Source organism: Alkanindiges illinoisensis DSM 15370, assembly GCF_000619845.1.
GTDB classification, from domain to species: domain Bacteria; phylum Pseudomonadota; class Gammaproteobacteria; order Pseudomonadales; family Moraxellaceae; genus Alkanindiges; species Alkanindiges illinoisensis.
On record NZ_JHUX01000009.1, the window covers coordinates 58534 to 71477 of the forward strand.

General features: G+C 41.3%; 15 protein-coding genes. 8 read left to right on the forward strand and 7 right to left on the reverse strand.

The genetic code is table 11. From position 1 onward, the window contains the following. Nucleotides 1–21 precede the first annotated feature (21 nt). Nucleotides 22–423: a hypothetical protein gene (locus Q337_RS0113150; protein WP_026471981.1), complete on the forward strand. Its 402-nt coding sequence runs from the start codon at nucleotides 22–24 to the stop codon at nucleotides 421–423. 73 nt (nucleotides 424–496) lie between these two features. Continuing rightward, nucleotides 497–1537 carry a KfrB domain-containing protein gene (locus tag Q337_RS17805; RefSeq protein WP_051526883.1) on the forward strand — a complete coding sequence of 347 codons (1041 nt, stop codon included), beginning with the start codon at nucleotides 497–499 and terminating at the stop codon, nucleotides 1535–1537. Nucleotides 1538–1789: 252 nt separating this feature from the next. Here Q337_RS17805 and Q337_RS0113160 read toward each other — a convergent pair whose 3' ends face one another. Continuing rightward, nucleotides 1790–2452, reverse strand: a complete 663-nt coding sequence (locus tag Q337_RS0113160; RefSeq protein WP_034280378.1) for an Abi family protein — start codon at nucleotides 2450–2452, stop codon at nucleotides 1790–1792. Between the two features lie 310 nt (nucleotides 2453–2762). Between Q337_RS0113160 and Q337_RS0113165 the strand changes: the two genes are divergently transcribed. The 3 genes from Q337_RS0113165 (at nucleotide 2763) to Q337_RS0113175 (ending at nucleotide 5321) form a co-directional block, all read left to right on the forward strand. Next, nucleotides 2763–3938, forward strand: a complete 1176-nt coding sequence (locus tag Q337_RS0113165; protein ID WP_156935807.1) for a hypothetical protein — start codon at nucleotides 2763–2765, stop codon at nucleotides 3936–3938. A 7-nt stretch (nucleotides 3939–3945) separates the two neighbouring features. Next, complete coding sequence (locus Q337_RS0113170) at nucleotides 3946–4191, forward strand: hypothetical protein (protein WP_026471984.1); 246 nt, start codon at nucleotides 3946–3948, stop codon at nucleotides 4189–4191. Between the two features lie 74 nt (nucleotides 4192–4265). Beyond that, nucleotides 4266–5321: a hypothetical protein gene (locus Q337_RS0113175; RefSeq protein WP_026471985.1), complete on the forward strand. Its 1056-nt coding sequence runs from the start codon at nucleotides 4266–4268 to the stop codon at nucleotides 5319–5321. Nucleotides 5322–5330: 9 nt separating this feature from the next. On the opposite strand, the gene Q337_RS0113180 is transcribed toward Q337_RS0113175, so the two are convergent. Beyond that, nucleotides 5331–5969, reverse strand: a complete 639-nt coding sequence (locus tag Q337_RS0113180; protein ID WP_026471986.1) for a replication initiation protein — start codon at nucleotides 5967–5969, stop codon at nucleotides 5331–5333. Between the two features lie 113 nt (nucleotides 5970–6082). Between Q337_RS0113180 and Q337_RS0113185 the strand changes: the two genes are divergently transcribed. Next, nucleotides 6083–6430: a hypothetical protein gene (locus tag Q337_RS0113185; protein ID WP_156935808.1), complete on the forward strand. Its 348-nt coding sequence runs from the start codon at nucleotides 6083–6085 to the stop codon at nucleotides 6428–6430. 214 nt (nucleotides 6431–6644) lie between these two features. On the opposite strand, the gene Q337_RS0113190 is transcribed toward Q337_RS0113185, so the two are convergent. Further along, a complete protein-coding gene (locus Q337_RS0113190) occupies nucleotides 6645–8045 on the reverse strand; it encodes a competence protein CoiA family protein (RefSeq protein WP_026471988.1) in 1401 nt (466 codons plus the stop codon). Nucleotides 8046–8318: 273 nt separating this feature from the next. Here Q337_RS0113190 and Q337_RS0113195 point away from each other — a divergent pair, with 273 nt between their 5' ends. Together Q337_RS0113195 and Q337_RS0113200 are read left to right on the forward strand one after the other, a co-directional pair. Further along, nucleotides 8319–9278 carry a hypothetical protein gene (locus tag Q337_RS0113195; RefSeq protein WP_026471989.1) on the forward strand — a complete coding sequence of 320 codons (960 nt, stop codon included), beginning with the start codon at nucleotides 8319–8321 and terminating at the stop codon, nucleotides 9276–9278. A gap of 4 nt (nucleotides 9279–9282) precedes the next feature. Further along, a complete protein-coding gene (locus Q337_RS0113200) occupies nucleotides 9283–9477 on the forward strand; it encodes a hypothetical protein (protein WP_026471990.1) in 195 nt (64 codons plus the stop codon). A 54-nt stretch (nucleotides 9478–9531) separates the two neighbouring features. On the opposite strand, the gene Q337_RS0113205 is transcribed toward Q337_RS0113200, so the two are convergent. The 4 genes from Q337_RS0113205 to Q337_RS0113225 form a co-directional block, all read right to left on the reverse strand. Then, nucleotides 9532–10824, reverse strand: a complete 1293-nt coding sequence (locus tag Q337_RS0113205; RefSeq protein ID WP_026471991.1) for a Y-family DNA polymerase — start codon at nucleotides 10822–10824, stop codon at nucleotides 9532–9534. 7 nt (nucleotides 10825–10831) lie between these two features. Further along, the gene (locus Q337_RS0113210; RefSeq protein ID WP_211253619.1) at nucleotides 10832–11401 is read right to left on the reverse strand and encodes a LexA family protein; all 570 of its coding nucleotides are present in this window, start codon (nucleotides 11399–11401) and stop codon (nucleotides 10832–10834) included. A 626-nt stretch (nucleotides 11402–12027) separates the two neighbouring features. Further along, nucleotides 12028–12324, reverse strand: coding sequence for a hypothetical protein (locus Q337_RS0113220; RefSeq protein WP_026471994.1), 297 nt, complete (start codon nucleotides 12322–12324; stop codon nucleotides 12028–12030). A gap of 82 nt (nucleotides 12325–12406) precedes the next feature. Further along, nucleotides 12407–12880: a hypothetical protein gene (locus Q337_RS0113225; RefSeq protein WP_026471995.1), complete on the reverse strand. Its 474-nt coding sequence runs from the start codon at nucleotides 12878–12880 to the stop codon at nucleotides 12407–12409. Nucleotides 12881–12944 lie beyond the last annotated feature (64 nt).

Consider the following 12944-nt stretch of genomic DNA (forward strand, 5'->3'; position numbering starts at 1 on the left):
AGTCTATTTATGAATAACCTAATGATTAAGCTGTTGTTATTGCTTGGATGTACCCTAAGCTTAAATTTATACGCTAAGGATAATTGGGTTAAGCTCTGGCTCTCCAAGGGTTTATTGGCTTATATGTCTGTAGATCATATCTATCCGCAAGATTCAAATGCTAAGCTGGTCAATGCCTGGATCAAGTTTGAACAAGTGAACAATAAAGATTATCTTTTGATGCTCTATCAGTTCGACTGCACAGAAAAGTCATTCGATATCTTGCAGGTAGATAAATACACTGCTGATAATGAATTTCAAAGCCGCATATCTTCCAAGCCAGAAGATAAATCATTGAAAACTTTTTTAAGTCCGAATGATAAGGCCTTAGAAAACTCCTACAATATTGCTTGCGATTACGCTAAAGCTCATCCGCTACCCTAGAATATTTTTATTACCTAACTTTCTTCAGGGTTAGTTACTTCATAACTGAAATTAATTAAAACGGTTAAATTAGATGGCCAATATCAAGCAGCTCATTGAAGCCAACAAGAACAGCTATGCGCGTCTACGCAATCCCGGATCAGACACGCTCGATGAGCTGAAGAATTATAATGTGGTCAAGTATGCAATGGATGAGCGTAGTGATCATGGCGGACTGGCCTATTACAATCCTGAAGACAAAACCCTGATTGTCGCGCACCGGGGCAGTGAAACCCGGCGTGACTGGCTAGTGACTGATGTTCAGATTGCAGTGGGTGTTAAGGAAACCCTGGCAGATATGGCCGCCATGCGCTTTACGGATTCTGTGATTGAAAAGCTGGATCGCAATGGCCATGATATTGATTTGATCGTACAGACTGGCCATTCCAAGGGTGGCCGGGAAAGCCAGATGTGCGTTAAAAAGCTGGTAGAAACCACAGATATTGAATGTATCGGCATGACGTTCAATGCTACCCGGATTCATGGCAAGCAGAAAAATAAGGATATAGATTATCCTAGTGTAAATTTGAGGGTAACTGGGGGATCAGCCTTTTCAACTGATGTGGTCAGCTCGTTTGGCCAGCAGCTTGGCCATAATGTTGATGTAACCCTGCCCAACGTAAAAAACTTTATCCAGGCGCATAAGCTGTCCACCTTTGACAGTATGATTGAAACCTATCCTGAGTTTAGCAATATGGACATTAAGGACGTGATGCGTGAAATTAAAAAGGGTGTCCAGCTTGCGTCCATCGAGCAGGGCTACCCTGGGCAACAGCAGAACAACAGTCCACAGGATGTAAAAAGCCTGATTAATCACTTAACCGGTACGCCGGAAATCCGCACGGCCACACCAGGGACCGTCACCAAAGGGCAGATTGTGGCTCACACCCAAACCCAGGTTGTTCAGCAGCTTGGTGAGAACAGCAAATTTTTCATGCTACATGATAAGGCCACCTTATCGCGTATTCCTGATATTGGGACGAATGTTCAAATTAAGCACAACAAGAATTCAAGCCTGAAGGCCGGTGTAGAACATCTGGCACCGCAGCAATTTCCCAAAAAAATGACGAGATAAAGCAACCTAAGATCCGCACTAGATTTTCATTGAGCTTAATGTAAAGTTTTTCGTAGAGCGCGGTATTACTTTGATTTATTAGCAGCTTGGAAAATATTCTTTTTGTGATTAATAAAATTTCAATGCATTGCTTCAAATTAGCGTTTCTCTTTAAGCATTGATCTAAGCTTGATTAATGATATTCATGCTTATTATTAATTAGGCTTAATACAAGTAGGCAGCCAGCATACTCTGGGGTAGGCAAAACCAGCGCTATGGTTTTTTGGCTATCGTTTCAAGAGCGGTTTGATTGTCGCTTAGCCAAGAGGCTGTTATCTCACAACGAAATCTCACCAGTTCTATTATTTTATGATAATCATCAGCTAATGCTCGATTAAAAATAGGTTCATGATGGGCAATTCGATTTCTCAAATATCGAATTTGATCAAGATACTGGTAAATCATTGTGCGTCGTTCTGTTATGGTTTTTGCTACATCCATATTGGGTAGTACGCTAGTGAGATAAGGAATCCATAGACGTTCATCATAACGTTGAGTAAACATTTTTTGCCAGAACACAAATTTAAGTTCCGGGATAACTTTCCCTGTAGCCTGAGTACTTCGTCGTGCATTCATCAGATCCCTGCGTGGACTGTACCCAATGCGCGGGTCGGGTAAGCTTCTTTCAAAAACTGTTGCCCAAGGCCACTGGGTTCCATAAACAGATTCTAAAGCAGCGGCAACAGCATTACGGATCACTACCTCACAAAGATGTAACGGCGTTAGTAACGCTCCGGACACTTGTGCATTCCATGCATAAAGGTGCAAAGCTGCCAGCTCATCAACATTTGCTGTCCCAATGGCCGTTTCATAGGTTGCAATTCGCGCTGGAGAGATTGCTGTTTTTATGGCATTAATCATTGCTTGGTTTGACATGTGTAGTATTAACTGTATAATAAAGGCACTAGCTATAGGACTTGCGGGCGAAAGCCTCCCCCTGTAGACGTACGATAGTATATGAAAAAACCCGCTTTTTGCGGGTTTTTTCTTGTCGTTTTAACATGAAATTTATTCTAAAAAATAGATACATAGCCATGTGCGTTTGGTACGAAAAGTGTGGCTAATAATCAAATCGCATAAGACATTATGGGTTAAACTCGTATGATCCCAACCTAATTCATCGTGATTTGATCTTGATGATATGACAATAATGCCGTCAAGCCCGCTGATTAAGCAATTAAAGCAGATGACTCATCCCATACTGAGTTCATTTCGTTTGTTTCTTCGGGTGAAAAGTATTGCAGCCTCGTCTTGTGGTCATACCTTTGCCTATGGCATTGACCTCAATACTGATGAAATCATTAAGGTCCGGCTCAATACTGTCGATGAAGGCGTTGACGATTTAATGCAGGCCAGACAGATGAGCCGGGAACTGGCTCTAAAGCAGGTTAAATCCCAGTACACAGGCGCCAATAGTCGGGACAGTTTGCAGACCAAACGCGATAAATATCAGGCTGTTTATTTGTCCTTTGACCGTTGCATTGAAATTCCATCTACAGAATTTGGTATTAAGGCCTATCGCAGCCACTGGGCAGAACTTATGAGTGCTGATCCGAGCGCTGAAGTGATATTTGGCTTAGGCCATGTGCATCGTCAACCGAGTGATCCTGTACTACAAAATCAAAAGCCTGGGGCGGCATGGACTGAAATTGTCGAAGCAATTGAGATACTGACACCACAACAGCAAAGTTCTAATCATCAAAGTCTCATAGCTGCCTTAAGCCCGACGGATGAGCAGCATCGACCCCGGGAAGGCTATGCGGTATTACAGGTGTATGAGCAGGATCAGCTGCAAAGTGAAATAAAGATTTTTCAGCATCGAAAGGCGGTAACGCATCCTGATCCTCAAGGACAAGCGCTCTCCGTTTTACAGGCGGTGTCAGCAGAAGAAACGCTAGAGTATTATTTTAATGGCCTTGTGACCAAGACTAATACGGAATTTGATATCTTACGTGACATTGCCCGGATCATCTTGAATATTTGTTGTGGCCATCCGGTTAGTGCTTCACAATTTTCAAGTCAAGCCACTGATTATCTAGCGTCCTTACGCCAGCTTTATCGCCGTTTTAAAGACCAGCAATTGACGGTGCGCTTAATTGCGGTTCGTACCATCTTATTTGGCCCCTACAAGATTCGCAGCCTGCTGGCCAGTAATCCCCAAAAAGGCCCTTTAAAGCTGTATCAAAATTACCAGTTTTTACCCACCATTCTGGTGATTCAGCGGCATGCCGATTCAGGCCGGGCTTTTGGGGTTTTCGCCTTGCCTGCTGAACAGGCTTCATCATTTAAACCCTGCACCTTGTCAGCATTGCCCTTAGATATGGCACAATACAACTATCGGCATCTGATCGCAGAGGAGTAGATTCGCCATGACAGATCAGCCAGAAAACGAGAAAAACAAACGTACTGAAGCCCAGCGCAATGCTGAGTTACGGCATGAACAGCACCGCATTCATTTTAAGATTAGTGCCAACTTAAAAACCAATCCTGCCTACGCCCGTAAATTTCAGCGATATCAGGAGGCTAATTTATTGGGAACATTATTGAAGGAAGCGCTGCTCAATGCGCCAGAGAACCCTGAAGACTTTGTGCCCTTAAAATCCAAAAAAACTTAAGAAAATTTTTCTATATCAGCTTATAAATACACAACCAGATGTAGGAAGTAGAACAACAATGAAGAGACAGAGTCATGAATATATTAAATGAACTTGATGCATTAACATCATTACAACTAGAAATTATGATTTACAGGGCAATTGAAGAGGCGATCAGTACAGGTCAGAATGAACCTAGTATTGTGGCAGAGCTCACCAAAAAAATTCCTGAGTCTTTAAAATCACTAACTAAAATTGGAAAATACACATTAACTACAGGAGGAATTTTTGTTCATCAGACGCCAAAAGTTAAATTTAATGGAATGCAAAAGACAAGCATTGAAATTGGTGATCTGCTTTTATTAAATACGATTATTGATCAGCGTGGGAATCGATCCAGGCGGGCAATGCTATTTCAGGCAAAGATGGTTGATGCATTACCTGCGACCCCTGACAATGGCGATCAGCATGATCTTTATGAAAAGTGGCCCTTGTATACTTATGTACATGGAGCGCTACAAAATCAGCATCGCTATATTACAGCGCCCGATCTACATTTGGCTGCAAAGTATCTATTATTAAATAAAAATAATGCCGGGATACCTTTTAAAAGGCATTATTTGAAGCAAGCACTGGCCAATGCAAGTGCATTAACAGCGAGTCCAACTCGTCCCTTAAATCATTATCAGTGCTTTGCAGAGGAGCTTCGGCAGTTTATTTTAGGAAATGCCGGGAAGATTTTTTTGGCCATGGATGATCAGGATTATAAGAATTACTCTGATTTACATAATATAGGAATATCTTATCCTCCTTCTGTGAAAAACGTACTACCTTTTCTTTTCGGATTTTATGATTGGGAGGGCTGGAGCTTGATGGTTAATGATCTTATCCGCTCTACCGCTCGTAAAGCGACGAGATTAATGAATGTACAGCCATCTTCACAAGCTACAGGAGTAAGAGGCGTCAACGTTGAAAATATAATGATGTTTACATCTTCTATAAGTTTAATTTCGCAATTGGCTCCTCCTTCAGATCAAGTACCAACTGATAAGAATGATCCTAACGAAGAAGATGGAGGTATCAGTATTATTGAGTTTATTTTACAAGAAGTCGAAGGTACTGAAAATAATAAATATTTAGAAGAGATTTAAGTGTAAGTATTAAAGCGTCTGATTAAACTTTAATAAAAGATAGAGATTATTATAAGTCGGATAGGTTGCTGTGAGAGATGGAAAATAAAGTTTTTTAACTTCCTTGATCGCAGGCTGCAAAATAAACTGCTTGAGATTATCCACTCGGTGATAAGAGCTTAAATGTTCAATCTGAAACATGGCTAAAATTTCTGGAAGATTAAACTGCTGCATCTTTGCTCCAGGCTCAATGTATAAATATAAAATCTTGGCCATTGGTGTATTTAAACGAGCCAGATTTTCAATCAGCTTACTATCAAAGGCCTGCTGAATTGCAGTCAGGTGCTCCTGTAGTACGCTACTTAATCCAATACGCAACGTTAACTGATCTAGGCTGAGCTGATGATGGCTGAAGCAAAAAAATTTAATAAAGTGGGGATGCAGACGACTAGCACTAAAAAATAGCGGTTTGGTGGCCAGTGCATCAATCACTGGCCAGAGCTGATAAGTCGCCGCAAAGTGGCTATTGAGGTGATCCAGTAATTCAGCTGTAGAGAGAATAATCTGTGGTTGCAAGGCCTGCCGATGATTAACCAGCTCATGAATCAGTGCCTGCTCAGGCAGAGATAACAGAGAGAGTGCCAGGCAGATTTCATGCTCAATCTTCATGGTTGATCAATCATCAAAGGGGAGGGCAGTTCGAATCAGCTTAGCATACAATAAAGGCAATCCTGTTTGAACTATCCCAACACTGGCTCATTCATATGCTTGAAAATCCCTTGATGCAAGAACAGATCCGCAAACGGTTTTCCAAACTTCGACCGTTTGAGCAGCAGTTGCTTAGAGTGATTATTCAAAAAGCCATTACTCAAAATCAGCCGGCGGCTTTCTGGGTAGACCTATCCTTCACCACGGTACACCAGCTGATGGGATCACATTATCCTAAAGCACTGGCCGAGCAACAGATTGTAAAATCTTTAGAGGCCTTATTATTTGCCCGGGGTTATTTTCATGCCCCAGATCACGCCAGCCTGGAATATCAATTTATCGGCGGCTATAAGATAAACCCAGATTTCTCTATCCGGGTTTATCTTAATTCACTGATTCAACCTTATCTGGTGCAATTATAGAGACTAATAATTACTTCTCTCCTAAATATATGGGAACACCATAGGATAGATAAGATTTAGCAACTCACTTCCATACTATATCTCTCAATTAACCCGCTTTATTTATCGTCAACGATATTAATCAATCGTTATCGATAAAGCAGGGCAGAAAGCTAATGTTTGGATAGGCCTTAAGAAGGATGATAGTAGATACTTTTATGGTGTTCCCATATATTTAGGTACTGCTTTGCCCATCAAGCCACCTTAATACCTTTTCATCATTCTGTGCTAATTGCCTAATAGATTGATGAAATGATTTCACCTTAAAATTGGTCTGGTAAAAACCTTCATTCACTGCCGCTGCTAAAAAATATGGGTTCATGAGTTCAGGATACTGTACGGTGAGCTGAGCTAATAGATTCATTTGATAGGCTTTAACTATAAGCTTTGCCATTTCATTTTTAGGAATAGTGGCCAGATTACCCTGGGCTTTTTCAAGTCTTGCAAAAATATCAGTCTTTGTGGTTTGCCGGTAAAGTTCCATATCCTCAATCTTGCGTATCATTTGCATTTTTGCAGGCATGGTCTGCTTTATGGCTAATAAGGTAGCGACTTCTATTCGCCAACGGCTACTTTCAAGTGATTCGCTAAACAAACCTTTCCAAAGACGCTTTTTTGCAGAATCAGAGAGTAAGGGAACTAGTTCGGTTAAAATAGACTTGGCAGTTTGACTGGGTGTCATAAAAAACTGGCTTGCTGGTGAGCGTATTAATTCATAAATGATTCTAACAGTGTGCTGATAAAGCTCACGCTGGTTGTAGTTTCCCTGCATGATTTTTGCCTGTTGCAGCAACTGCGCTATATCACTGATTACGATGGGGATAGGGTCAGTAAAGACGGTTGCATAGGCCTGATAAAGCCTAGTGAGTGATTTATATTGTTCAAGCAGGGCCAAAAGCCTGGCCTGTACATCATGGAAATTAACATAATGGGGCTGACAAGAAGCACAGATTCTGGGTTTTCTGCTGGGACTCGCATCTAGTACCTGCCAGTAATGCAATGTGGTATCTGGCTGTTCATTGAGTAAGGTATCAGCAGATAATTCCACCCAGCGGTTAATACCTGATTTTTTGACAGAATCTACCCGATGTGAGTGATATACCTCAAACATCAAGAAAGGATTGGTTTTCTCGTATTCCTCAAACACAGCCACATCACCACGAAAGCTCGTATCAGGATAGTTATATTCACTAATGGCCTGATTGACACTGGCTGGCAAGGTATAGATAAACTGATGTTTCCCACAAAAATGGCAAGGGAAGTGAAGGCAAATCTGGTGATGTTCAGTAATGGCCAGAACAATGCGCTGTTTACCCAGAATATGTTGCAATGACTCATTACTACAATTTCTATGTTCGACATGCCTAAAGTGATGTACACGTTCAGTGCCAGCAACCACAATGAGTGGATGGCCACAATCCGGGTCAGGACAATAATAATGATGCTGTTGGCTTTCTGCTCGTCGTGCAACAGCCTGAGTAATTGATATGATTTTGCCCTGCTGATCCAATGCCGATCTAAACCAGCTGCTGATAGAAGTATTGGTTAGTGCTGTTATTGATTGATCCCTGTCCATCATCTATTCCTGGTACAGTTTTATTTTGAAATTTCTCAAGGTATTCTATTTAAGCATTCACCCATAAATCCTGGGATTTGCCCAAGCAATCTTTATAACTATCAAAAATAATGAATCATTAAGGTAAATCCAATCCTGATTCCCAATTACTTCAAGATTCATGGAGTTATGGCGACATTCTGCGTCGTAGCGCACAATTGTAACTGTTGCTTTTCTTAAAGGTTTAGCTCAGTCTTAATTGACTAATAAATAAGCGAAAAGGTAGATTTCATCATGAATCCTTTTGATGATATTCCCAAGATTAATCATTGGTTAGATTTAGAAAACAGAGAAAAATTTTCAGCGTGTATTGATTTAAAGCAAATTAAAGAACCTCAACCCTTAAAAAAGGTCATTGCTGCCTACGAGTTGTCTCCCAAGGTCTATTGTGGGATTGCCAGTTGTCATACTGCTCACCATAAAGGATTTTTAGTTGAGCTATTTGATGGCTCGGAAACTATTGTCGGGCATTGCTGTGGCAAGAAATATTTTGGTCGTGATTTTACCGTTGAAAAAAACCGACTTACCAAACTTGCTACTGACAAGCAAAACTATGAAATCATTACTCGCTTTATCAAAAATCTGTCTGTTCATAAAAATGAATTTAATAATGTATTTAATGAAAATGAGCTTAACTGTGGCTTTAAGAAACTGATGCTAGCGGTCATTGATTTTAATACTGTCAGGACAAACATCAGTAGCCAGACCTTTAGTAATATTGGCTATGATGGAGAGGTATTCCAACTCGTCAGGAAGTCAGATAAGGATATAGAAATTGAGAGAGTTGCAGGACAAGGACAGTTGATTGAAACTCATCAAAAGCACATTATTGCAAAAATAAATCACTTTAACCTGCTGTTTCAAATTGATAAATTTTATCAATTAAAGGATTATTTTTCTAATCTTTTCATTTTCTTTGAACGCCACGGACGAGGCTTTACCAGCAATCAGCTTAAACAGTATGGCAAGCTGGTCAAAGATTTTGATAATAAGCTCTATGAGATGAAAATATTAGCTAAGCAAGGTTCTAATTTATTGAGTAAAACCAATCTAGAGAAGTTGAATCTGGCAATAGGGCCTCACAGAGTTTCCGAATTACGTTTGGTCAATGCTTTTATTAATCGGCAGGCTTATTGTTATCTAAACAGGCAAGCTTTAAATTTCATGAATAGTCACAAAATTTTGACATGGTGATTTTATGGCGATGATGGAATATACAATTGAGGGAATCACTCACAAGGTTGAATACGACGTATTTGATGATGAACTCATTGTCTATTTGCCGGATGGTACAACACGTACCACATGGCTTAGAGGTCTCACAATCAAAACTGCAATTAGGCCACACCTGATTTCTTATCTTAATGGCCAAAAAGTAAGGCATGAGATGTAAATCTTAAAACTCATTAAAATGTTAGATAAAAGTAAGCTTGTCGGAGCTATTGTCTTAATAAATCCGCCATACATCCTTCCAGCTCGTCAGGTAACTGGGTGACTTGTTGGCCTGTGTCATTGTCCAGTTCCGGTTTTTAAAGGTGCAGGAGCCAATGGCTATCGTATCCTTGCCAAATTTCTTGTTGATTTCATCCAGGGTAAAGGTCAGTAGTTTACGTTCATTGATTTGTTCCTGATCAGCTAACAGATCAGGAATAAACCTGGCTTCAGGTACGATATTCAGCAGCATCACACCGGCTTTTTTATAACGCTGGCCAGATTTGAAAATTTGCTCTAACCCATACATGGCCGACTTCACTAAAAGCAGCCGGTCATCGGTGGCATGGCTTAATGTGACAGTGATATAGGGATTATAGTAAGGCTGTTCAAACCGGCTAGTTTTAATAGTGACACCAATGGTTGCACATAACAGTTTTTGGCTTCTTAGGCGATCAACGGCGCGTAGCATGAATAGGGTAATGGCTTCGCGCAGGTCATCAATTGCTGTCACCGGTGCACCAAATGACCGGCTGGAAATAATCTGCTTTTTATCCGGCACTACGTCTTCAATGGCCAGGCACGATACGCCTTGAAGCTCTAATACGGTACGCTCAGTCACAATGGAAAAATAGCGCCGGATCATGGTGTGATCGGCCATCATCAAGTCCATGACTGATACGATAGACAGGGCATTCAGGCGTTTTTTGATTTGACGGCCGACGCCCCAGACTTCACCCACATCCACAGTTGATAGCAGGTTTTCCAGCAGGTAGGGGTCAGCGTCCAGAAAATTGCAGACACCCTCAAATAGCGGATTTTTCTTGGCCATGTGGTTGGCCAGTTTTGCCTGAGTTTTGCTGGAGCCAATCCCGATACAGCAGGGCAGGCCAATCCATTGCTTAATGCGCTGCCGCATTTGTTGCGCGTATTCTGTCAGGTCAAATAAGTGTTCATAAGCAGTCAGCTCAAGAAAACACTCATCAATCGAGTAGACTTCCTGTTCCTCTGGAGCAACAAACCCACCCAAAATACGCATAAAGCGTTGGGACATCGCGCCATACAAGGCATAGTTACTCGACATGACCACCACACCATGCTGCCGGATTAATGCCCTGATCTCAAAAACGGGTATACCCATTTTAATGCCCAGGGCTTTGGCTTCTTCGCTGCGGGCAACGACACAGCCGTCATTATTGGACAGGACAACGACCGGACGGCCGTTGAGGGTAGGATCAAACACACGTTCACAGCTCACATAGCAGTTATTCACGTCCACCAGGGCGAATATGCGGCTATGATCAGTCATGGCCATCTTACCGGTTAATCACTTTCTTGATGTTATAGGTGACCACGCCAATAATGACGATGATTTGCCCTGGCTCTGGATAGATATTTTTAAAGTCCGGGTTTTCGGCCTTAAACCAGATCGGCTGCTGGCTGACTTCCCCATGAAATTCTTGCAGGGCATCACTTAAGGACTTGCCTGCATTTTCCGGCCGGTCACAGTCATGCAGGCTATCCGGGTTAACCTCATCTGTTTTGGTGTCATATTCACACAGCATTAATCGCTTCATGGTGAACTTATTGTCAATCATGGCAATCACCACGTCCTTATGACGCGCTTCAATACTACGGTCAATCAGGATTTCATCGCCCACGTCAAAGCCAGCATCACGCATGGACAAAGAACCTACCCGTCCAACGAAGGTCGCACTTTTGTTGCGGATTAGGTGCTCGTTTAAGTCCAGAACATCTTCAATGTGGTCTTCAGCCGGGCTAGGGAAGCCTGCCGGTATTAGTTCCTGGGCAACGGGGATTTGGTAATAGGTTAGTGCCTGCACTGGCCGTAAAGCCAGCTCAGCATTTAAGTCATGGCTAGGCATGGGAAACGGCACAACAGCAGAGCCGGTATTATCCAGGGTTTGCTTTAGGAAGTTTTTCACTAAGGCCTTTTTGGACACCGGCACACGAATGACAGTTGTTTCTTCATCATACAGCGGCTTACGGCCTGAATTGGGACGTACACCACCATGCTTTCCAGTTTTAAGATCGGTCATATTATCTTTGGTTTTGTAACTAAACCAAAATAGCATACGCGATCATTGTTTTTAAAAGCAAATTAGAAATGTTGATATATGCGTTATATGAATTGCTAATTGTTTAATGCTCTAAAGTCTAAAGCATCCGAAAATCTAAAAATTTATAGCAATGCCAGAAAGGAGCCAAGAAAGATTTCAATCATTATAAATATTCTACACCTTATTTTTTTGCTCTCAACTTTTGGATAAATAAATGAAAAACCAAAATTAAACCAAACCAGAATAAATAGTCTAAAAGGAAATAGTTCAGAAGAAATTCATCTGTATCCCAGAAAATAAATAAAATACTTATTTTATTACCCGGTGATGTGAAATCTCCATCAATTAAAAATACAAAAGGGAATCCGCCTACAATTCTCTGTACTTCCCCAACTCTATCTACCACTATACGTTTAACAGGAATGTATCTCTCATAAAAGGCTTTGTTGCACAATAGCCTGATTAAGCTGAATAGCATAATTGGGACCATCCAGGTCTTTTAGGCTGGCGTTGCCCAGATTATCTGCCTGTATGGCGATTTCCGGGTTAGCTAAACGGCCACTTTGTTGGACTCTGAGATTATCAGTTTCATTTTGACGAATGAGGTACTGTAATTGTGGGTCTAATTGATACGCCTGCTGCTGGAGTTGCTGCAGAGACAGCTGAGCATAGGTAGGCAAAGGCGAAATTAGCCCAATCAGCATTAATGCTGTTGGTAGGGTGCGCATAATGATTCCTAAAGAGTAAAGCAAAAATCTCTAGTCATGACAAAAGTCATAACTGGTTTAGATGCTTAAACTTCAGGAATGCTCAATGACGAAGTACAACTGTGCGGGTCAGTATGGTTATTGTGTTTCTTACTGGTGTATCAAAAATGGGTAAGATGCCAATACACTTGGGGATAATATCTCGAAGTAAGATAAAAAAAACCCAGAGAAGTATTAGAGCAGACATTACTGTGATCATTTCAAACTGCAATGCTACTTTTAGCATATATTTGATGAAATCATCGCTGGGCAGTTTTAAAAGATGATCAGGGGTTTCATGCAAGATAGTCGCATGATGAGCATCATGGTTAACTGACTTTTGACTATGCACATCATCTGTAGTGTGATGCACTATCCATGAGACGACATTGCCAGAATCTTGCCCCGTTGCCTGATGAGCTTGATCAAAATTTAAAATGATAACGGGCAACCAGGACAAAACACCCATAGCCACCAAAAGATAGGCAGCTATGATTAGCTTTAATAAGCTTTTGGCGTATTTTCGGAGAGGCTGCATATCAAATTGATGAGTAAGAAAGCTCGTGGTGTAATTTAGCCTAATATCATAACGAAGGGAACAG